22 protein-coding genes are annotated in these 19,848 nt (G+C 63.7%); 14 read left to right on the top strand and 8 right to left on the bottom strand.

Going from position 1 to position 19,848, the window contains the following annotated elements; translation table 11 throughout:
* Positions 1–8 precede the first annotated feature (8 nt).
* Both glk and eda read left to right on the top strand, forming a co-directional pair.
* Positions 9–977, top strand: coding sequence for a glucokinase (gene glk, locus DKB74_RS04255; RefSeq protein WP_109806814.1), 969 nt, complete (start codon positions 9–11; stop codon positions 975–977).
* A complete protein-coding gene (gene eda, locus DKB74_RS04250; RefSeq protein WP_109806813.1) occupies positions 974–1,585 on the top strand; it encodes a bifunctional 4-hydroxy-2-oxoglutarate aldolase/2-dehydro-3-deoxy-phosphogluconate aldolase in 612 nt (203 codons plus the stop codon). Before glk ends, eda begins: the two co-directional genes overlap by 4 nt.
* A gap of 39 nt (positions 1,586–1,624) precedes the next feature.
* Here the strand turns inward: eda and DKB74_RS04245 are convergent, their stop codons facing one another.
* The 7 genes from DKB74_RS04245 to fabD form a co-directional block, all read right to left on the bottom strand.
* Positions 1,625–1,945, bottom strand: a complete 321-nt coding sequence (locus tag DKB74_RS04245; RefSeq protein WP_109806812.1) for a hypothetical protein — start codon at positions 1,943–1,945, stop codon at positions 1,625–1,627.
* Between the two features lie 227 nt (positions 1,946–2,172).
* The gene (mltG, locus tag DKB74_RS04240) at positions 2,173–3,144 is read right to left on the bottom strand and encodes an endolytic transglycosylase MltG (RefSeq protein ID WP_109806811.1); all 972 of its coding nucleotides are present in this window, start codon (positions 3,142–3,144) and stop codon (positions 2,173–2,175) included.
* Positions 3,145–3,174: 30 nt separating this feature from the next.
* On the bottom strand, positions 3,175–4,434 hold the full coding sequence (fabF, locus tag DKB74_RS04235; protein WP_109806810.1) for a beta-ketoacyl-ACP synthase II: 1,260 nt from the start codon (positions 4,432–4,434) through the stop codon (positions 3,175–3,177).
* 132 nt (positions 4,435–4,566) lie between these two features.
* Entirely contained in the window at positions 4,567–4,800 is a 234-nt protein-coding gene (locus DKB74_RS04230) for an acyl carrier protein (RefSeq protein ID WP_193504354.1), read from the bottom strand.
* Positions 4,801–4,957: 157 nt separating this feature from the next.
* The gene (locus DKB74_RS04225) at positions 4,958–5,575 is read right to left on the bottom strand and encodes a hypothetical protein (RefSeq protein WP_109806808.1); all 618 of its coding nucleotides are present in this window, start codon (positions 5,573–5,575) and stop codon (positions 4,958–4,960) included.
* Between the two features lie 113 nt (positions 5,576–5,688).
* Positions 5,689–6,426, bottom strand: coding sequence for a 3-oxoacyl-[acyl-carrier-protein] reductase (gene fabG / locus DKB74_RS04220; RefSeq protein WP_109806807.1), 738 nt, complete (start codon positions 6,424–6,426; stop codon positions 5,689–5,691).
* A gap of 22 nt (positions 6,427–6,448) precedes the next feature.
* Positions 6,449–7,384 carry an ACP S-malonyltransferase gene (gene fabD, locus DKB74_RS04215; protein WP_109806806.1) on the bottom strand — a complete coding sequence of 312 codons (936 nt, stop codon included), beginning with the start codon at positions 7,382–7,384 and terminating at the stop codon, positions 6,449–6,451.
* A 209-nt stretch (positions 7,385–7,593) separates the two neighbouring features.
* Here fabD and DKB74_RS04210 point away from each other — a divergent pair, with 209 nt between their 5' ends.
* The 7 genes from DKB74_RS04210 to DKB74_RS18510 all read left to right on the top strand — a co-directional run bounded on the left by DKB74_RS04210 (position 7,594) and on the right by DKB74_RS18510 (position 12,218).
* Positions 7,594–8,010: an RcnB family protein gene (locus DKB74_RS04210; RefSeq protein ID WP_239987361.1), complete on the top strand. Its 417-nt coding sequence runs from the start codon at positions 7,594–7,596 to the stop codon at positions 8,008–8,010.
* Between the two features lie 135 nt (positions 8,011–8,145).
* Positions 8,146–9,090: a hypothetical protein gene (locus DKB74_RS04205; RefSeq protein ID WP_109806805.1), complete on the top strand. Its 945-nt coding sequence runs from the start codon at positions 8,146–8,148 to the stop codon at positions 9,088–9,090.
* A gap of 164 nt (positions 9,091–9,254) precedes the next feature.
* Positions 9,255–9,641: a 30S ribosomal protein S6 gene (rpsF, locus tag DKB74_RS04200; protein ID WP_109806804.1), complete on the top strand. Its 387-nt coding sequence runs from the start codon at positions 9,255–9,257 to the stop codon at positions 9,639–9,641.
* Between the two features lie 13 nt (positions 9,642–9,654).
* Positions 9,655–9,879 (top strand): 30S ribosomal protein S18, encoded by a 225-nt coding sequence (rpsR, locus tag DKB74_RS04195; RefSeq protein WP_109806803.1) that lies wholly within the window; start codon positions 9,655–9,657, stop codon positions 9,877–9,879.
* Positions 9,880–9,891: 12 nt separating this feature from the next.
* Positions 9,892–10,506 carry a 50S ribosomal protein L9 gene (rplI, locus tag DKB74_RS04190; protein ID WP_109806802.1) on the top strand — a complete coding sequence of 205 codons (615 nt, stop codon included), beginning with the start codon at positions 9,892–9,894 and terminating at the stop codon, positions 10,504–10,506.
* A gap of 111 nt (positions 10,507–10,617) precedes the next feature.
* Positions 10,618–11,754, top strand: coding sequence for a threonine aldolase family protein (locus DKB74_RS04185; protein WP_161956792.1), 1,137 nt, complete (start codon positions 10,618–10,620; stop codon positions 11,752–11,754).
* Between the two features lie 272 nt (positions 11,755–12,026).
* Entirely contained in the window at positions 12,027–12,218 is a 192-nt protein-coding gene (locus DKB74_RS18510; RefSeq protein WP_145960899.1) for a hypothetical protein, read from the top strand.
* Positions 12,219–12,234: 16 nt separating this feature from the next.
* Here the strand turns inward: DKB74_RS18510 and mutL are convergent, their stop codons facing one another.
* Entirely contained in the window at positions 12,235–14,010 is a 1,776-nt protein-coding gene (gene mutL, locus DKB74_RS04180; RefSeq protein WP_109806800.1) for a DNA mismatch repair endonuclease MutL, read from the bottom strand.
* A 151-nt stretch (positions 14,011–14,161) separates the two neighbouring features.
* On the opposite strand from mutL, the gene DKB74_RS04175 reads away from it, so the two are divergent.
* The 5 genes from DKB74_RS04175 to rodA are packed head-to-tail and all read left to right on the top strand — an operon-like array spanning position 14,162 to position 19,787.
* A complete protein-coding gene (locus DKB74_RS04175) occupies positions 14,162–15,208 on the top strand; it encodes a rod shape-determining protein (protein WP_109806799.1) in 1,047 nt (348 codons plus the stop codon).
* A gap of 19 nt (positions 15,209–15,227) precedes the next feature.
* Positions 15,228–16,118 (top strand): rod shape-determining protein MreC, encoded by an 891-nt coding sequence (mreC, locus tag DKB74_RS04170; RefSeq protein ID WP_109806798.1) that lies wholly within the window; start codon positions 15,228–15,230, stop codon positions 16,116–16,118.
* A complete protein-coding gene (mreD, locus tag DKB74_RS04165) occupies positions 16,115–16,633 on the top strand; it encodes a rod shape-determining protein MreD (RefSeq protein ID WP_239987360.1) in 519 nt (172 codons plus the stop codon). Before mreC ends, mreD begins: the two co-directional genes overlap by 4 nt.
* Positions 16,630–18,672: a penicillin-binding protein 2 gene (gene mrdA, locus DKB74_RS04160; protein ID WP_109806797.1), complete on the top strand. Its 2,043-nt coding sequence runs from the start codon at positions 16,630–16,632 to the stop codon at positions 18,670–18,672. Before mreD ends, mrdA begins: the two co-directional genes overlap by 4 nt.
* Positions 18,669–19,787, top strand: a complete 1,119-nt coding sequence (gene rodA, locus DKB74_RS04155) for a rod shape-determining protein RodA (RefSeq protein WP_109806796.1) — start codon at positions 18,669–18,671, stop codon at positions 19,785–19,787. Before mrdA ends, rodA begins: the two co-directional genes overlap by 4 nt.
* The last annotated feature ends 61 nt before the right edge of the window (positions 19,788–19,848 follow it).

The raw sequence follows: 19,848 nt of genomic DNA, 5'->3' as shown, positions 1-19,848 counted from the left end.
TGAATTCGATGGAAGTCGTAGCAGTCGATATCGGCGGCACCCATGCCCGCTTCGCCATTGCCGAAGTAGAGGGCGGTCGGGTCGTTTCGCTCGGCCAGGAAGTGAAGCTCAAGACCGCCGATCATGGCAGCCTTCAGCTTGCATGGCAGGCATTTGGCCGCATGGCGGGGTGCCCCCTGCCCCGTGCCGCCGGCATCGCAGTCGCTTCGCCGATCAAAGGCGACCTGATCAAGCTGACCAACAATCCGTGGATCATCCGCCCGTCGCTGGTGAAGGAACGGCTTGAGGTCGACAGCTATGTGATGGTCAATGATTTCGCGGCGGTTGGCCATGCGGTCGCACAGCTGCCCGACAGCGAGTTCGAATATATCTGCGGCCCGGAAATGCCGCTGCCAGACGAAGGATCGATCACCGTCTGCGGCCCCGGCACGGGACTTGGCGTCGCGCAGGTGGTGCGCCACGGCAAGGGCTATGAGATTATCGCGACCGAAGGCGGGCACACGGATTTCGCGCCGCTCGACGGGATCGAGGATGCGATCGTCAAGCGGCTGCGCAAAACCTATACCCGCGTCTCGGTCGAACGGATCGTGTCGGGTCCGGGCATTGTCGGCATCTACGAAACGCTCGCCGAACTCGAAGGCCATGCGGTCGCGAGCCGCGACGACAAGACGCTGTGGACACTCGCGCTGGAGGGCAAGGACAGCCTCGCCTTTGCCGCGCTCGATCGCTTCTGCCTCAGCCTGGGCGCCGTCGCCGGCGACCTTGCGCTTGCGCATGGCCCGACCGGCGTCGTGATCGCGGGCGGGCTCGGGTTGCGGCTCAAGGACCATCTCGTCAATTCGGGCTTTGCTCAGCGCTTTACCGCCAAGGGGCGGTTCCAGTCGCTGATGGCATCGATCCCGGTCAAGCTGATCACTTATCCCGAGCCGGGCCTGTATGGCGCGGCGGCGGCCTATGCCCAGGAGCACACGCAATGAAACCGATCGAAACGATCATGCGCACCAGCCCGGTGATCCCCGTGCTGGTGATCGAAGACGCCGCTACCGCGCGTCCCCTTGCCGAGGCGCTGGTCAAGGGCGGCCTGCGCGTGCTCGAAGTCACGATGCGCACCGGCGCGGCGATTGAAGCGATGGCCGAGATGAAGAAAGTCAACGGCGCGATCGTCGGCGCGGGCACCGTGATCAACGAGGCGCAGTTCAAACAAGTCGCGGATATCGGCGCCGAATTCATCGTTTCGCCGGGACTTACCGAAAAGCTCGCGCGCCCGATCATCGACGCCGGCATGCCGTTGCTGCCCGGCACCGCCAATGCGTCGGACATCATGCTCGGGCTCGAACTTGGCCTTGAGCATTTCAAATTCTTCCCGGCTGAAGCTGCGGGTGGCCTGAAGGCGCTCAAGGCGCTCGCGGCACCCTTTTATCAGGCGAAATTCTGCCCGACCGGCGGCATCAGTGCTGCGACTGCGCCCGACTGGCTCGGCTTCGATCCGGTGCTGTGCGTCGGCGGCAGCTGGGTAACGCCCAGGGGCGCGTCGATGCAGCAAGTCGAGGCTATCGCGCGGGAAGCGACTTCGCTCGGAGCGTGATACGCAACCCCTGAGCGGGCGCACCGCCTTAAGGGGCGATCACTCCAGTTCCACTTCGTCGTCGTCGATCCAGTGACGTGAAAAAGAGCGCCATTCCCAGAAAATAGCGATTGCGATCGCAACGACGTCCGAAATGATCAGTTCTGCGCCTATTCGGAAAAGCGAAGCAAATAACGGTGAGTAAAGCAAGGCTGCCACCATAAGCAGCCAATGCAGCGCTTCTGCCGTGAGAACTGTCTTGATTGCTCTGGCAAGCGGCAGGTCATTTCTGAATAATTGCGTAGAAACTGCCCACGACAGGAATAGCAACCAGACTACCGAAATCCCGATCGCGATTAATTCGCCTACAAGAAATTCCATCGCATCCCCCCCCAATTGATGGGGGAGATTTGTAACGCGATTACAACCTGCATCAATGGTTTTTCAGCGCAACTACGACAGTTCCCTGCATGCCGAAGCGAGCGGATTCATTCCCGCCACAAAACGCACTGCATCCGCGCTCGTCGCCGGCATGTTACCTTCAGTATCGTGCTCAAGTATCGCTCCGGGACGCAGAAAGAGCGCGCATCGCTGCGAAAGGACGAACCCTACATTTCTCCGCGCGAACGGCGGATCGCATACCATTTCTGCACATTGGCATTGTGCTGTTCCAGCGTGTCGGAAAAGACATGCCCGCCGGTGCCGTCCGCCACGAAATAAAGCGCATTCGAATCCGCCGGATCAAGCACCGCGTCGATCGATTCGCGCCCGGGATTGGCGATCGGCCCCGCCGGAAGCCCGGTCATGGTATAGGTATTGTAATCGTTCACGGCCTGTAGTTCGGATCGCAGGATGCGGCGGCCGAGCGGGCGGCCCTGCGTGATCGGATAGATGATCGTCGGATCGGCCTGAAGCATCATGCCGCGCTTCAGCCGGTTCGAATAGACCGCGGCCACGGTGCGCCGTTCCTCGGGCTTGCTCGTTTCCTTTTCGACGATCGAAGCAAGGATCAGCGCCTCGCGCGGCGTGCTGACGGCGATTCCCGGCTTGCGGCGCGCCCAGGCGGCGGCGAGATATTCCGCCATCGCCTTCTGCATCCGGTCGAGCACGCTCTGCCGCGTGTCGCCGCGCGTATAGGCATAGCTGTCGGGCAGGATCGTGCCTTCGACCGGCACCGCGATCTTGCCGGTCAGATAGGGCGCCTTCATCAGCGCCTCATGAACCAGCACCGACGGCATGCCTTCGGGAACCGTGACGAACCGCTGAAGCGTGTCGCCGCCCTGCATCGTCTTCAAAATGTCCGATTGGCTGAGATGCGCAGGAAACCGGTATTCGCCGGCCTTGATCGGCGTGTCGCCGCCAAAGATCCGCGACAGGATCAGGAACCAGCGCGCATTGCGGATCGCGCCGGCCTTTTCCAGCTGATCGGCGGCGGCCGAGAGGCTTGCGCCGCTCGGCACCACCACCGTCACATTCTGCTTTGCAGGGCCATCGGCACCCCAGTCATGGACGACCCAGAAACCCCCGCCGATCACGGCGAGGATCACCAGCAGACCGAAACACCCGAAGAGCCGACGCATATTCAGCCCCTTTCCGGCCTGAACCCTGGTTTAGACGGCTGCCATCACCAGCGAGGCATTGGTGCCGCCAAAGCCGAAGCTGTTGTTCAGCACCGCCTTCACCTTGCGTTCCTTCGCCTTGTGCGGGACGAGGTCGACGCCCGCGCAATTCTCGCTCGGATTGTCGAGGTTGAGCGTCGGCGGCACGATCTGGTCGCGCATCGCGAGAATGCAGAAAATGCTCTCGACGGCGCCTGCGCCGCCCAGCAAATGGCCGATCGCCGATTTGGTCGAGCTCATCGACGCGGTGTCGAGCGCGCTGCCAAACAGCTTGCGCACCGCGCCCAGCTCGAGCTCGTCGCCCAGCGGCGTCGACGTGCCATGCGCGTTGATGTAATCGATCTCGGCAAGCGTCAGGCCCGACTTCTTCATCGCCATCTGCATCGAACGGAACGCGCCCGATCCTTCGGGATGCGGCGCGGTGACGTGATAGGCATCGCCCGACAGGCCATAGCCCAGCACTTCCGCATAGATCTTGGCGCCGCGCGCCTTGGCCCGTTCATATTCCTCGAGCACGACCACGCCCGCACCTTCGCCCATCACGAAACCGTCGCGATCGACGTCATAGGGGCGGCTGGCGCGGGTGGGATCATCGCGGAACCCGGTCGACAGCGCACGCGCCTGTCCGAAGCCGGCGATACCGATCGGGCAGATCGCGCTTTCCGCGCCACCCGCGAGCATCACATCGGCATCGTCCATCGCGATCATCCGCGCGGCGTCGCCGATCGAATGCGCGCCGGTCGAACAAGCGGTCACGACTGCGTGATTGGGGCCCATCAGCCCATATTTGATCGAAACCTGACCCGAGATCAGGTTGATCAGGCGGCCATGCACGAAGTGCGGCGACACGCGCTTGGGGCCCTTATGCTCAAGCACCAGCGATTCGCTTTCGATGCCCGGCAGGCCGCCGATACCCGAACCGATCGAGCAGCCGGCACGCAGCCGCTCTTCCTCGGTCATGTCGGTCAGCCCGGCATCTTCGATCGCCTGGCCCGCGGCATCGATCCCGAAAACGATGAACGGGTCGACCTGGCGCTGGATCTTGTGATCCACGCGCTTGCCCGCATCGAACCCATATTCATGGTCCGGCGCCTTCACTTCACACGCATAGTTGGTGTGAAAATCGGTGGCATCAAAACGCGTGATCGTCGCGGCGCCGGATTTGGCGGCGATGATGTTCTTCCAGCTCGTTTCGACATCGGCTCCCAAAGGAGTGACGAGTCCCAGACCGGTCACAACTACGCGGCGCATGCTGTTTCTCCGTACTTCTTTGCGTCGGGCCTAGCGCAAAACGGCCCCCCGCCCCCGTGTTTCAACCCCGGGACGGGAAGCCGCATGTGCTGTTCCGACCTTGGGCGTGCGGAAACATCCGCAGGCGAAGGGTCAGCCCTGATGTTCGTCGATATACGTGATCGCGTCCTTGACGGTCGTGATCTTTTCGGCGGCATCATCGGGAATTTCGACGCCGAATTCTTCTTCGAACGCCATGACGAGTTCAACGATGTCGAGGCTGTCGGCGCCCAGATCGTCGATGAAGCTGGCTTCCGGCGTGACGTCCGATTCCTGGACGCCGAGGTGCTCGCTAACGATCTTGGTCACACGATCGGCGGTGCTCATGATCCCTGTATTCCTCTCTATGGCTCTGGGGTCTCAATACGATGAACGCACGTAGAACGCCCTCAGGGCGCTGGCAAGTGTCGGAACGTGCAAAACGAATGGAGAACGCGTGAAAACGCACGTTGAATTCTGTGAAACCCGCGGCATTTGGCGGTTTTCACTGATTATAATCGGCCTTGGCCTTATCGACGATCATCGTTGCGGCGAGCCCCTGCGCGATCGCCGGGCCGATTACACCGAGCTGTTCTGGCGTCGGCGTTCCGAACGCGGCGCCTTCGGATTCCAGGGCACGCGCGGCCGCCGTCATCGTCGCGCCGCTCATCGAACCGCTGCTTAACAGCTTCTGCCGATCCTCTTCGGGAACGGCAGCAAGCGCGGCATCGAACTGCCACCACCGAACGCCGTAATCGCGCAGGCGATACGCGGCGTTGCTGCGCATCGTGCTGCCCCGGAAATAGGCGGTAGCCGCTGCCTGACGCGCGTCGCCCCAGCCATAGCGCCCACGGCAGCGCGTCACTGCGTTGCCTATTGCGGCCATCACGCGCTGCTCGTCGCTATTGTCGGCCTGGAATCCCTTGAGGACGACCGTTGCCAGCACGTCGCGATCCACCGAACGGGGAATCGCGCCGCCAATACAGCTGACCGGACCGTCATTACGCGACTGCCGGGATGCCTCGCGCGACGCGGTGCCGGCATCCTGGGCCAGCGCGGCGCCCGTGGTCGCGAGCATCAGAACGGCACTGGCGCACCCGGTCAGGGTTGTGGCGATACGCATCGAAAATCTCCGAAATACAATGTCATTCATGCGCCCCGACCTTGCACGGCTCTCAGGGCGATAGTGCTATTCTCTAGCGCCGGACCGTCGCGCCCGAAAGTGGCTATCGGCGATCAGATCATCGCCATCCCGCCATTCACATGCAGCGTCTGGCCAGTGACATAGCCCGCCTCGCGGCTGGCGAGATAGACGACTGCGCCGCCGATATCCTCACCCTCGCCCAGCTTGCCGGCGGGGATTTTGGTGAGCAGCGCTTCCTTCTGCGCGTCTGGCAGGACATCGGTCATCGCCGAACGGATGAAACCCGGCGCGACGCAATTGACCGTGATCCCGCGCGAGGCCAGCTCCTGCGCCAGCGCCTTCGACATGCCGACCAGACCCGCCTTCGACGCGGCATAATTGGCCTGTCCCGGATTGCCCGTCGTGCCGACCACCGACGTGATCGAAATGATGCGCCCGAACCGCGCCTTCATCATCGGCTTGGCGGCAGCGCGCACCAGTCGGAACGCGGCCTCCAGGTTGATGCGGATCACCTGATCCCATTCATCGTCCTTCATCCGCATCGCCAGATTGTCGCGCGTCACGCCGGCATTATTGACCAGGATATCGAGCTTGCCGAGCGCTTCGACAGCCTGCGGCACCAACGCATCGACTGCGGCAGGATCGGAAAGATTGCACGGCAGTGCGACATGATCGCCGCCAAGCTCCGCCTTGAACGCCTCAAGCTTTTCGACATTCGAACCCGAAAGCGCCAGCCGCGCGCCCTGCGCCGCCAGCCCCTTGGCAATCGCCGAACCGATCCCGCCGCTCGCGCCGGTCACCAGCGCCGTCATTCCAGTGAGATCAAACATGCAAGTCTCCTTCAAATCCCGATCAAAGCGAATTCAGCAGCGCCTCGATATCGTCCATCGAAACCACGCTGGTCGCGGTCGCGTCGGGTGCAATGCGCTTTACCATGCCGGTCAGCACCTTGCCGCCCAGTTCGACAAACTCGGTAACGCCGGCCTCGGCCATCGCCGCTACCGATTCGCGCCAGCGGACCATGCCGGTAACCTGTTCGACCAGCAGCGCGCGGATCGTGTCGACATCGGCAACCGGCGCGGCAGTGACATTGGCATATACCGGCACCAGCGGCGCCTGAATCTGCGCAGCGGCAAGCGCCGCCTGCATCGCATCGGCTGCGGGCTGCATCAACGGACAGTGGAACGGCGCCGATACCGGCAGCAACAGGCCGCGCTTGGCGCCCATATCCTTTGCCATCGCCACTGCGCGTTCGATCGCTTCGCGATGGCCGGAAATCACGACCTGGGTCGGATCATTGTCGTTGGCGACGGTGCAGACCTGCCCCTCTGCGGCAGCTTCGGCGATCCTGCTCGCCTTTTCGATGTCAGCGCCGAGCAGCGCGGCCATCGCGCCGACGCCGACCGGCACCGCCGCCTGCATCGCTTCGCCGCGCAGCCGGAGCAGCTTCGCGGTCTGCGCCAGCGAAAAGGCCTCGGCCCCGCACAGCGCGCTATATTCGCCCAGGCTGTGCCCGGCGACGAAATCGACCTTGTCGGCCAGCGAAATGCCGCCTTCGCGCTGAAGCACGCGCAGCACCGCGATCGCATTCGCCATGATCGCCGGCTGGGCGTTGGCTGTCAGCGTCAGCGTCTCTTCGGGCCCTTCGGCCATGATCTTCGACAGTTTCTCGCCCAGTGCGTCGTCGACTTCCTCGAACACTTCGCGCGCAACACCGCTCGCGGCGGCAAGCGCCGTGCCCATGCCGACGGCCTGGCTGCCCTGTCCGGGGAAAATGAATGCGCGCATGTCGATATCTCCTCGCTTCCCTGAAGCGCCGGGCGCTTAGAGCCGTTCCGTCGCCCGATGCAAGCTGTGCCGGAAAAATCGCGCGCTTGCGACACTTTGCGACTCTTTTTCCCGCCCTGCGGGACAGGCGCGACACACTTGTCCCCCAGACAGGAGTTCGACGTCGACTGCGGCGCCGGTCTGGAAAAAGCAGGAATGGAGTTCGGGTCATGAAGAAGAGTATCGCCGCCGCCGTCGCCGCTTCGATGCTGGCCACTCCCGTAATGGCCGCTACGCAGGGCGATACGCATCGGCCCGCTGCGACTCAGCACGACAACCGCAACAATGATCGGTCGGATCATCGCGGCAATCATCGCTACGAGCAGAACAATCGCGCCGACCGCAACACGCATCGCACGACTCAGCGCGACGATCGCCGCAACGGCGTTCAGAACCGCGGCTGGCAGCGCGGCCAGCATTTCGATCAGCGCTATGCCCGCAATTATCGCGTGATCGGAACCCCGGCCAGCTATCGGCTCAATGCGGCGCCGCGCGGCTATCACTGGGTACGCTCGGGCGATGATGCCGTACTGGTTGCCGTCACTACCGGGATTATCGCCGCGATAGTGGCGAACGCGCTCCGTTGATCGCGTCGCGCCCGCCGCCTCCTCCTCCGCCGGGCGCGATCCTCCTGCGGCGGGGCCGAAAGGCTCCGCCGCTTGCTTGTTGGAGCATCGTGACACCAGTGTTATGGTTAACGCCCTTCCTGGGAGGACGTTGCGATGATCCGGCATACGCTCAGCGTAGTTCTTGCGTTCACGATACTGGTCCCGGTCGCTCAGGCCCAACAGGTTCAGCCGATCGGCATTCCGATCAGCCAGCCGGGCGAGGTTCTTCCTCCCGATTTCGAAGGAAAGGTCCGCTATTTCGGCAATCACAGCGGCGAAATTTCGGTGCTGCGCAGCACCGGTAACGAACAGCGCCGCCGCAATACCGATTGCCCCCGCCCCGATCAGGGCTGCCCCGATCCGGTCGGCGGAAGCCTGGAAGTAACGCTGGAATTCGAAGGCTCGGTCGTGCGCGGCGAATTTCGCGGCACCGGTGGGTTACGCGAAAGCCAGCTGGTCGGTCGCCGTCTGGGCGCCGAATGCCGACTGTTCGATATTGCTGATGGTTCGGTCTGGTCGGGACGTTGCGACAGCCAGGGCTTTATGGGCAGCGTGGAAAGCGTGCCCAATGCCGCGATTCAGGTGCATCTGGCGTTCGAAACCGTCGGCACGCGCACGATCAACTATGCCGAGCGCGAACGCCGCCGCCGCGAAGCGATTCAGCGGCGGTGGCGAATCGAAACGCTCGAGGCGCGGCTGGCCGGAAACGGTCCGATCGAGGACCGGTTCGAAGCCGCAATCGCACTCGACGCGTTCAGCTGGCAATATGACGAATATGTCCCGGGAAGCCTGACCGCGATCGATCGCGGCCGCGAACGCGACGGCCGCTATCAGATCTATGGCGAATTCGCGCTGAAGGGCGGCGGCAATGGCTGGGCACGGGCCGATGTCGATCATGGCGCGATCAGCTGCATCGAATTCTGGACCATGCCCGGCTATTGCCGCGCGATCGTCCACCCCGCCCCGCAACCGCCGCCCTCCGAAACCGGCGGACAGGACGATCTGGGCGCGATGCTGATCCCGCGCCAGGGCGATCCGGCAGTGCAGCCGCCGGCCTGATTCGGCCATTCGGCTTGCATTGCGCTGCGTTCGGCAGTAAGCGCGCGCCTTCACTCGATCCGCAGACGTCGCCGTTTTCGGATCCTGTGTCATTTTGAGACGATAGCCGGAGGGGCGTTCGCAAGGGGCGGCGTCAGCGATCGGCCAACAGAAGTGAGATATACATGGCTCTTTACGAGCACGTGTTCCTTGCGCGCCAGGATCTGGCACAGGCGCAAGTGGACGCACTGGCGGAAGCCGCCACCAAGATCATCGAGGATAACGAAGGCAAGGTCGTCAAGACCGAGACCTGGGGCCTGCGCAGCCTCGCCTATCGCATCCAGAAGAATCGCAAGGCGCATTATGTGATGCTCGAAATCGACGGTCCGCCGACCCTCGTCGCCGAGCTCGAGCGCCAGACCGCGATCAACGAAGACGTGATCCGCTACATGACCATCCGCGTCGACGAACTCGAACAGGGTCCGTCGGTGATGATGCGCAAGGGCGATCGGGATCGTCGTGGCGGAGGCGGCCGTGGCCGTGACCGCGACAACAGCAACGACGATAACTGAGGAGTAGCACGCAATGGCACGTCCGTTTTTCCGCCGCCGCAAGAGCTGCCCCTTCTCGGGCAAGGATGCTCCCAAGATCGATTACAAGGACGTTCGTCTGCTTCAGGGCTTCGTCTCTGAACGCGGCAAGATCGTTCCGTCGCGCATCACTTCGGTGAGCGCCAAGAAGCAGCGCGAACTGGCCCAGGCCATCAAGCGCGCGCGTCATCTGGGCCTGCTGCCCTACATCGTGAAGTAAGGAGCGGAACCCATGCAAGTCATTCTGCTCGAACGCGTCGAAAAGCTCGGCGCCATCGGCGACGTGGTCACCGTCAAGGACGGTTTCGCACGCAATTTCCTGCTGCCGCGCAAGAAGGCGCTGCGCGCCAACGAAGCGAACCGCAAGGTTTTCGAAGCCAATCGTGAGCGTATCGAGGCGGAAAATGCCGCCAAGCGCACCGACGCGGAGAAGGAAGCCGGTTCGATCGACGGCGCTCAGGTTACCCTGATCCGTCAGTCGTCGAACACCGGCCAACTCTATGGATCGGTCGCGGTTCGCGATATCGTTGATGCTCTCAGCGAAGCGGGTCACAAGGTCCACAAGTCGCAGGTCGTTCTCGCCCGTCCGATCAAGACGCTCGGCGTGCACGAAGTGCGCGTTGCGCTGCACCCGGAAGTTTCGGTGACGGTGACGGCCAATGTCGCCCGTTCGCCGGAAGAAGCCGAAATGCAGGCGCAGGGCGTCGACGTGATGGCGCAGATGTTCGAGGAAAACCGCGAGGAAGCGGGCTTCACCGAAGATCGCGACCCGAACCTCGAAGTCGGCGAGATCGCTCCCGAAGCGACCGAAGAAGCTTCGGAAGAAGGCGAAACCAGCGAAGGCTGATCGTCTGCCGATTGCAAGAAAAACGGGCCGTCCGGATTTCCGGGCGGCCCTTTTGCTTTGGCGGTGGCGTTTCGCCTGTTACGCGTTCCGCAACCAATGGCGGAGGTTCGGATGATCGCGCGACGCAGATTGATGCAATATGCCATGGCGTCGCTGGCGCTGCCGGCGCTTCCGGCATGGGCGCGCCAGGATGGCGGACCCGCTTTTCCGCCCGTCGACGAAAACAGCGTCTGGCTGGTCGGCGATTCCGCCCCGCCCGATGCCGGTGCGACGGCCACCCGGCTGGCCGAGCTTGTCCGCACGCGCGGCGATGTGCTCGACGGCTATCTCCACGAAGGCGCGGTCACCCAACTCGAAACCGCATTCGCGACGCTGTTGGGTAAGGAGGATTGCGCCTTTTTCCCGACCGGCACCATGGCCAATCAGGTCGCGATCCGCGTGCTGGCGGGCGACCATCCCCGCGCGATCGTACAGCAGGACAGCCATGTCTATCGCGACGAAAGCGATGCGGCGCAGCGCATGTCGAGCATCAACCTGGTTCCGCTGGCGCCGGGCAAGGCGACTCCGACGCTCGACGAATTCGCTGCTGCGTTCGACCAGGCTGAGAATGGCCCCTATCCGCTAAAAATCGGCGCGGTCTCGATCGAAAGCCCGGTCCGCCGTGCGCGCGGCGAAATGGTCCCGATCGATAGGATGCGCCAGATTGCCGCGCTGTCACGCGAACATGGCGCGCGGCTGCATCTCGATGGCGCGCGCATCCTGCTTGCGCCGCCATCGTTCGATCTGGCCAGCTATTCCGCGCTTTTCGACACGGTCTATGTGTCACTTTACAAATATCTCGGCGCGCCGTTCGGGGCGGTGCTCGCCGGCGATCGCGCGACGATCGAACAGGCGCGCGAATGGCGTCATTTGTTCGGCGGGCTGATCTATCAGGGCTGGGGCAGCGCGCTGCTCGCGCTCGACGCGCTCGAAACCTTCCCTGCACAGATTGCCGAGGCGCATCGCACCGCGCAATCGCTGTTCGCCATACTCGAAGCTTCGGGCAAGGTCCGGGTGACACCCAACCCCAATGCCTCGAACATCTATCGGCTCGAAGCGGATCCGGCGCTCGGCGAAGCGGCGTTCGAACGCGGGCGCGCGGCGGGCGTGCGGATCGGCCGTTTTGCCGACGGCAATATCGCATTTTTCGTCAACACGACGCTGTTGCGTCGGCCGGTCGGGGAATATGCCCGGATCATTCTGGGCTAGCGGCAGCAAAAAGGCCGCCGGTGATGCCGACGGCCCTGAAAACTCGCGCTCCGGACCGGAGTGCGGTTCATGCGCATATCAGGGACAGGCTACGCAGGCCCCCACTACGGCCACCAGCGGCACAAGCGCCAGCAGCACGGGCATAATCTTGTTCATGGCGAAATGTTTTCCTTCCTGTTCGCGGGGTTAAACCCGCGGCCAGGGCAAAAGGTTTCGCGCAGATGAACACGCAATCGCGCCAACGGTAAATTTAGTCGGGCGCAGGTCCGAACGTGACCGATTGCGTCCGGCCCGACGCGATCGTCACGCGAACATTCTTCTGTTTCCAGCTACAGCCATTCGCGCCGCAATATCCGTCCGCTCCGGCCATCACATCCCAGCAGCCCGGCCCGACATTGAACGCCAGCGTGCCGCCATCGGGCTATGCCGTCACTGCGGCATCGACAATTTACAAGAGCGGTTAGCTTTCGCCGTTGTCGGTCATTTGCGCCCGAACAGCTTCTCGATGTCGCCATGCGCCAGCTTCACCCAGGTCGGGCGGCCATGATTGCACTGGCCCGAATGCGGCGTCACTTCCATCTCGCGGAGCAGTGCGTTCATTTCCGCGACGCTCAGAACGCGGCCCGCGCGCACCGATCCATGGCACGCCATCGTCGCGGCGACATGGTCGATCCGCTCCTTCAGGCTCAGCGCCTCGTCATATCCGGCCAGTTCGTCGGCCAGATCGGCGATCAGCCCTGCCGGATCGCCGCCGCCCAGCACCGCCGGCACGGCGCGCACGATCACGGCGCGCGGCCCGAACCGGTCCAGCTCCAGCCCGAACGCGGCGAGTTCCCCTGCCCGCTCCTCCAGCCGGTCGCAGGCGGGTTCGTCCAGCTCGACCACTTCGGGCATCAGCAGCCGCTGGCTCGCGACACCGCCATCGGCCATCGCCCGGCGCATGCGTTCGAGCACCAGCCGTTCGTGCGCGGCATGCTGATCGACGATCACCAGCCCGTCCTCGGCCTCGGCGACGATATAGGTCTTGGCGACCTGTCCGCGCGCGACGCCCATCGGATATTGCACGGCCTGCGGCACGGGCTCCGCCGCCATTTCCGCACGCGCCTGCGGCAAGGGAGGAGCGATGAAGCTCGGGCGACGGTCCTGCACCGATGAGAATGCATGCGCAGGCAGGGCTTCGTCGCGATTCCACAATGTCGGATCGGGTGGCGGCGCCACCGTATCGCGCTGCCACATGTCGAGCGCCGCATCATCGGGGCGCTGGACGCTGCGATGGCCGGCGGCGTCGAGCGCGCGGCGCAGCCCGCTGACGATCATCCCGCGCACCAGTTGCGGATCGCGAAACCGTACCTCGGTCTTGGCGGGATGGACATTGACGTCGACCACATCGGTCGGAACATCGAGGAACAGCGCAACCACCGGATGCCGGTCGCGCGCCAGCATCTCGGCATAGGCGCCGCGCACCGCGCCGGTGAGCAGCCGGTCCTTCACCGGACGGCCGTTGACGAACAGATATTGGTGATCGGCAATGCCGCGATTGAAGGTCGGCAGACCGGCAACTCCGCCCAGCACCAGCCCTTCGCGTTCGAAATCGATGGAAACACTGTTTTCGATCAGCGCCCGGTCGGTGAGCGCGGCGACGCGATCCGGGCGGCTCTCGTCGGGCTGCACCGACAGCGTACGCCGCCCGTCATGTTCGAGCGAAAAGCCGATATCGGGCCGCGCCATCGCCAGCCGCCGCACGGTGTCGAGGCATGCGGCATATTCCGCCCGCGCCGAACGCAGGAATTTGCGCCGGGCGGGCACGCGCGCGAATAGTTGCTCGACCCGGACGCGCGTTCCGGGCGGCAGCGCGGCGGGGCCTTCCTCGACCAGTTCGCCATTGTCGACCACGCGCGCCCAGCCGTCGCTGCCGCGCACCCGGCTTTCCAGCGTCAGCCGCGCGACGCTGGCAATCGAGGGCAGCGCTTCGCCGCGAAAACCGAGCGTTTCGACCGCTTCGATCGCGTCGTCGGGCAGCTTTGACGTGGCATGACGTTCGAGCGCCAGCGCCATTTCGTCGCGGTCCATGCCGCACCCGTCATCGGTGACTTCGATCATGTCGGTGCCACCAGCCGCGATCCGCACTGCGATTCGACTCGCGCCTGCGTCGATCGCGTTTTCGACAAGCTCCTTGAGCGCGCTGGCCGGTCTTTCGACCACTTCACCGGCGGCGATCCGGTTGACAAGATGTTCTGGTAAGCGGCGTATTGACATGGATGTCGCTGTAGCCCAAGCGGCGGCATCCCGCGACCCGCAACCGCCAGTAATCCGAAGCCGGAATCATTTCCCTATTCGGAAGGTCAAGGGGAAGATGTAAGTGCGAAACGCCGCGCATGGGCCGGGCGCGGCATAGACGGATCAATCGATGGTATTCTCCCGCTTCTTCAAATTCATGTCGCACGATATGGCGATCGATCTCGGGACCGCGAACACGGTCGTTTATTTGCGCGGACGGGGTGTCGTGCTGAACGAACCGTCGGTGGTTGCCGTCGAGACGCTGAATGGCATCAAGAAGGTTAAGGCGGTCGGCGACGACGCCAAGCTGATGATGGGCAAGACGCCGGGATCGATCGAAGCGATTCGGCCGCTGCGCGACGGCGTGATCGCCGACATCGAAGTCGCCGAGGAAATGATCAAGCACTTCATCAAGAAAGTGAATGGCGGCAAGAAGCCGATGCCGTGGAGCCATCCGCAGATCGTGATCTGCGTGCCTTCGGGATCGACCTCGGTCGAACGCCGCGCGATTCGCGACGCCGCGTCGAATGCCGGCGCCAGCCAGGTATGGCTGATCGAAGAACCGATGGCGGCGGCGATCGGCGCGGAAATGCCGGTTACCGAACCGATCGGTTCGATGGTCGTCGATATCGGCGGCGGCACGACCGAAGTCGCGGTGCTGTCGCTGCGCGGCCTTGCCTATTCGACATCGGTTCGCGTCGGCGGCGACAAGATGGACGAAGCGATCGTTTCCTATGTCCGCCGCAACCATAATCTGCTGATCGGCGAATCGACCGCCGAGCGCATCAAGCAGGAAGTCGGCGTCGCCAAGCCGCCTGCCGACGGCATCGGTCAGACGATCCACATCAAGGGCCGCGATCTGGTCAACGGCGTGCCCAAGGAAATCCAGATCAATCAGGGCCAGATCGCCGAAGCGCTTTCCGAACCGGTCGGCACCATTGTCGAGGGCGTGCGTATCGCACTCGAGAATACCGCACCCGAGCTTGCCGCCGATATCGTCGATCAGGGCATCGTGCTCACCGGCGGCGGCGCGCTGCTTCAGGGTATCGACGAAGTATTGCGCGATGAAACCGGCCTGCCGGTCACTGTCGCGGAAGATCCGCTAACCTGCGTCGCGCTGGGCACCGGTCGGGCACTGGAAGATCCGGTGTTCCGCGGCGTTCTGCTCGCCGTCTGATCGAGGGAATTGAGGGGGAATGGCGCCGTCACGCAACCGGCGCCCGGGATTTTCGCGGCGGGCGCAATATGGCATTTTCGCTGCCTATGTCGGAGCCGTCGGCGGCGCGCTGATCGGTGCGGGCATGCTGCTGCTCTCGACGTTCAATCCCCCTGCCTATGGCGCGGTCCTGGGATTTTTCGGGGAAATCACGACTCCGGTTTCCACCTTTCTGGGCTGGGCCGGTCGCGGGATAACCGGCATTCCCGGCAACATATCCGATCACTTCACGGTGATGGGCGAAAACCAGCGCCTCAAAAAGGAAATCGAGGATAACGCGACGCTGGTTCAGCGCGCGCGTACCCTCAATCAGGAAAATCGACGCCTTCGTGCGTTGCTCAAGCTGCGCGACGTGACGCCCGAAGCCGTGGTCGCGGCGCGGCTGGTCAACTCCTCGATGACGAGCACGCGGCGCTATGCCACGCTCAACGCCGGCGCGCGGCAGGGCGTCCGCAGCGGACAGCCGGTGCGCCAGGCCGATGGCCTGATCGGGCAGGTCATCTCGGTCGGCCCGAACAATGCACGCGTGATGCTGATCATCGATCCCGAAAGCCTGGTTCCGGTGCGGCGCACCAGCGACGGCATGGCCGCGATTGCAGCGGGGCGCGGAGACGGGATGCTCGACATCCGCTCGGCCAATGTCACCAATGCACCGTTCAAGGCCGGCGACCGATTCGTGACATCGGGAACCGGCGGCATCTATCCGCCCAACATCCCGGTGGGCAGCGTCGTGCGCGACGCGAACGACAGCGCGATCGCGCAACCGGCGGCGAACCCCAGTGCGCTGGATTTCGCACTGGTGCAAAAGACGTTCCTCGATCCCGACGCCGCGCCCAGCGCTCCGGAGCCGCCCGCCGGTGACGACAAGTGAACCGGGGCGGGTTCCTGCCGCTCCGCCGAACCGGCGCGCATTCGCGCACGCGTTCTGCATGGCTGGCGCCGGTATCGATCATGCTGGGGTCGCTGGTCACGATCCTGCCTTTCGTCGCGACCTTGCCGGTGCTGCCGCCCTTCGGGTTGATGATGATGCTCGGCTGGCGGCTTCACCGCAGCGATTCACTGAAGCCCTGGGCACCGGTTCTGCTCGGCCTGTTCGACGATCTGGTCAGCGGCCAGCCGCTCGGCAGCGGCATGTTCTTCTGGACCCTGTGCTTTTTGTCGATCGACGTGCTAGATGGTCGTCTTGTGTGGCGTGACTTCTGGCAGGACTGGCTGATCGCGGCGGGCGGTATCACGTTCGTCCTTGTCGCCACGCGCCTTGTCGCGACACCCTTTGCCGCGCATGTCGATACCGCCCTGCTCGTCCAGACCATCATCAGCGTCGCATTGTTCCCCCTGGTGTCGACGCTCTGCACCCGGCTCGACAAGGAGCCCCGGCGCCAGTGAATCAGGGACCACGCCTCGTTACCGAAGCCGCCCAGAGTTTCAGCTTTTCCCGCCGCGCAATGGTGCTGGGCGGTGGTCAGGCGCTTGTCGGGCTGCTGCTCGCCGGGCGCATGACCTGGCTCGCCGTGTTCGAAAACGAACATTACCGGCTGCTTGCCGAAAGCAACCGTATCAACCTGACGCTGACGCCGCCGCGGCGCGGCTGGATCGTCGATCGCAACGGCGCGCCGATCGCCAACAACCGCACCGATTTTCGCGTCGACATCATTCCCGACCGGCTTGAGGATGATGACCGGGTGCTGGCGCAGCTACGCCAGCTGTTGTCGCTCGATGACGAGGATATCGAGCGCATCCGCACCGATCTGGATCGCAATGCCGGGTTCCAGCCGGTTCAGGTTGCCGAAAATCTGAACTGGGAGCAATTCGCCGCGGTCGGCGTGCGTCAGCCCAACCTGCCCGGCGTCGCGCCCGCCCGGGGCTTTGCCCGCAACTATCCACTGGGCGAAGCGGTGGGCCATCTGGTCGGCTATGTCGGCTCGGCGTCGCGCGAACAATATCTTGAAGAGAAAGACCCGCTGCTGATCACGCCGGGGTTCAAGCTCGGCAAGGACGGGCTCGAAAAATCGCTTGAGGACCGCCTGCGCGGAACGCCGGGCGCCAAGCGTGTCGAGGTTACCGCGCGCGGCAAGCTGGTGCGCGAACTCGCAACGCGCCCCGATCGGCCGGGCCAGACAGTCAAGCTCACCATCGATTCCGGGCTTCAGGAATATACCGCGCGGCGCATGGCCGATAATTCGGGCTCCGCGGTGGTGCTCGATGTCGAAACCGGCGACGTGCTCTCCTTCGTTTCGATGCCGGCCTATGATCCCAACAGCTTTTCCGACGGTATCAGCCAGACCGAATGGAAAATGCTGTCGGACAACGACCATGTTCCGTTGATGAACAAGATCCTGCAGGGCCTTTACCCGCCCGGATCGACGGTAAAGCCGATGCATGCGCTGGCATTGCTGCGCAACGGCGTCTCTCCGGAACAAACGGTGCATTGCGGCGGCGTTTTGCAGGTCGGCAACGGCCGTTTCCACTGCCACAAACGTGGCGGACATGGCGCGGTGAACATGAACACCGCCATCGCCCAATCCTGCGACATCTATTTCTTCCAGATGGCGCGCGAGCTGGGATATGACAAATTCGCGCCGACGGTTCGCGAGCTGGGACTTGGCCAGACCTTCGAACTCCCCTTCCCCAGCCAGCGGTACGGCACCGTCCCCGACAGCGCGTGGAAGCGGCGCAAATATGATACCGACTGGACGGTAGCGGATTCGATCAACGCGTCGATCGGCCAGGGCTATGTGCTGGCAAATCCGATGCAGCTTGCGGTGATGGCCGCGCGGATCGCCGGCGGGCGACAGGTCGTCCCTCGCCTGTTGCTCGATGAGCCGCATTCACCGGCTCCGCCGCTCGACATTCCCCAGGAATATCTCGACATCATCCGCCATGGCATGTGGTCCGTCGTGAACGGCGGCGGCACCGGCGGCTGGAATTCGCGAATGCAGGTTCCGGGCATCGAAATCGCCGGCAAGACGGGCACCGCGCAGGTGCGCCGCATCACCGCAGCCGAACGCGCCACCGGCGTGCTGCGCGATTCACAGCTTCCCTTCCGCTTGCGCGATCACTCGCTCTTCGTCTGCTACGCGCCCGCCGACAAACCGAAATATGCGGCTGCAGTCGTGCTCGAACATCATGGGCACGTGAACCCGATCACCGATGCCAAGATTATCGCGCGCGACGTGATGACCTATTTCTTCGACCGTCGAAAAGCCGTGCGGACGCTGCTGGAACTCGAACCCAGCTGGGGTGGCGACTACCGCACCCGGCGGGCCGCCGAAGAAGCCGCGTTCCGTGCGGCACAGGCCGCCCCGCCCCCGCCCGTTCCCGAAGATGCCGCAGCCGCGGCCGACGACGTCGTTTCCAACGCCGCCAATGCCAATAACCGGCCCGCAGGCAATGTCGCGGGCAGTCCACGCGAGACACCCGAATGAGCGGCTTTGGTCCAGACTTCGTTCCGGCCCCCGTCGCTCAGCTTCCCTGGCGGATCATCCTTCTCGTCATATGCATCGGCGGGTTCGGCCTGCTCGTGCTCTATTCGGCTGCGGGAGGCAGCCTGAGGCCCTGGGCGTTGCCGCAGGCGGTACGCTTTGCCGCGTTCATAGCCATGGCCATGATCATGTCGCGCGTGCCCGAACGATGGTGGTCGATGGGCGCCTTTCCGATGTACGCGCTGCTGGTCGTGATGCTGTTCGGCGTCGAACTGCTCGGCGCGGTACGCGGCGGCAGCCAGCGCTGGCTCGATCTGGGCTTCATCCGGCTTCAGCCATCCGAATTGATGAAGCCGACGATCGTGCTCGCGCTCGCACGTTTTTACGACGTGCTTCCTACCGGCGAAATCCGGCGGTTTTCGGCGATCTGGCCCGCCTGTATCCTGATCGGCCTGCCCGCCGCCTTCGTGATGCTGCAGCCGGATCTTGGTACCGCACTGATGATCTGCATGAGCGGCGTGACCGTGATGTTCCTTGCCGGGATACCGCTGCGCCTGTTCGTCGGCGGCGCGCTTGCGGCGGCGGTTGCAATACCGCTCGCGGTGAATTTCATCCTCCACGATTATCAGCGAAACCGCGTTCTCACTTTTCTCCACCCCGAGGACGATCCGCTCGGCACAGGCTATCACATCAGCCAGTCAAAGATCGCGATCGGATCGGGCGGCATATTCGGGAAGGGCTTCCTCAACGGCACGCAGAGCCACCTCGACTATCTTCCCGAAGGCCACACCGATTTCGCATTGGCGACGATGATGGAGGAATGGGGGTTGCTCGGTGGCGTGTTCCTGATCGTCGCATTCCTGTTGCTGATCCGCTGGGGCATCAATGTCGGCGTGCGTGCACAGACAAAATTCGCCCGGCTGACCGCTGCAGGCCTGGCGACCACGATCTTCTTCTACATGGCGATCAACATGGCGATGGTGATGGGCCTGGCGCCGGTGGTCGGCATTCCGCTGCCGTTGGTGAGCTTCGGCGGATCGGCACAGATGACGACGCTCATCTGCGTCGGAATACTGATGTCGATCGATCGCCAGAACCGCCATTCGACCCGCTGGTAGCGATTTCCCGCCAGCAAGCGCAATTTGGGTTTGCAATGCCCGAAAGCCTTTGCTAACGGCG

It is taken from the genome of Stakelama portus, from assembly GCF_003171655.1.
Classification (GTDB): domain Bacteria; phylum Pseudomonadota; class Alphaproteobacteria; order Sphingomonadales; family Sphingomonadaceae; genus Sphingomonas; species Sphingomonas portus.
The sequence above is the reverse complement of the archived record's forward strand: the minus strand, read 5'-3'. Positions and strand labels throughout refer to the sequence as shown.

Coding starts and splice junctions, on each gene's coding strand:
- mutL (WP_109806800.1), bottom strand. CDS start 14,010: ATGTCAATACGCCGCTTACCAGAACATCTTGTCAACCGGATCGCCGCC.
- eda (WP_109806813.1), top strand. CDS start 974: ATGAAACCGATCGAAACGATCATGCGCACCAGCCCGGTGATCCCCGTG.
- fabD (WP_109806806.1), bottom strand. CDS start 7,384: ATGCGCGCATTCATTTTCCCCGGACAGGGCAGCCAGGCCGTCGGCATG.
- mltG (WP_109806811.1), bottom strand. CDS start 3,144: ATGCGTCGGCTCTTCGGGTGTTTCGGTCTGCTGGTGATCCTCGCCGTG.
- rodA (WP_109806796.1), top strand. CDS start 18,669: ATGAGCGGCTTTGGTCCAGACTTCGTTCCGGCCCCCGTCGCTCAGCTT.
- DKB74_RS04205 (WP_109806805.1), top strand. CDS start 8,146: ATGATCCGGCATACGCTCAGCGTAGTTCTTGCGTTCACGATACTGGTC.
- glk (WP_109806814.1), top strand. CDS start 9: ATGGAAGTCGTAGCAGTCGATATCGGCGGCACCCATGCCCGCTTCGCC.
- DKB74_RS04210 (WP_239987361.1), top strand. CDS start 7,594: ATGAAGAAGAGTATCGCCGCCGCCGTCGCCGCTTCGATGCTGGCCACT.
- DKB74_RS04185 (WP_161956792.1), top strand. CDS start 10,618: ATGATCGCGCGACGCAGATTGATGCAATATGCCATGGCGTCGCTGGCG.
- DKB74_RS04230 (WP_193504354.1), bottom strand. CDS start 4,800: ATGAGCACCGCCGATCGTGTGACCAAGATCGTTAGCGAGCACCTCGGC.
- fabF (WP_109806810.1), bottom strand. CDS start 4,434: ATGCGCCGCGTAGTTGTGACCGGTCTGGGACTCGTCACTCCTTTGGGA.
- DKB74_RS04225 (WP_109806808.1), bottom strand. CDS start 5,575: ATGCGTATCGCCACAACCCTGACCGGGTGCGCCAGTGCCGTTCTGATG.
- rpsF (WP_109806804.1), top strand. CDS start 9,255: ATGGCTCTTTACGAGCACGTGTTCCTTGCGCGCCAGGATCTGGCACAG.
- DKB74_RS04245 (WP_109806812.1), bottom strand. CDS start 1,945: ATGGAATTTCTTGTAGGCGAATTAATCGCGATCGGGATTTCGGTAGTC.
- fabG (WP_109806807.1), bottom strand. CDS start 6,426: ATGTTTGATCTCACTGGAATGACGGCGCTGGTGACCGGCGCGAGCGGC.
- mreC (WP_109806798.1), top strand. CDS start 15,228: ATGGCGCCGTCACGCAACCGGCGCCCGGGATTTTCGCGGCGGGCGCAA.
- rpsR (WP_109806803.1), top strand. CDS start 9,655: ATGGCACGTCCGTTTTTCCGCCGCCGCAAGAGCTGCCCCTTCTCGGGC.
- DKB74_RS04175 (WP_109806799.1), top strand. CDS start 14,162: ATGGTATTCTCCCGCTTCTTCAAATTCATGTCGCACGATATGGCGATC.
- rplI (WP_109806802.1), top strand. CDS start 9,892: ATGCAAGTCATTCTGCTCGAACGCGTCGAAAAGCTCGGCGCCATCGGC.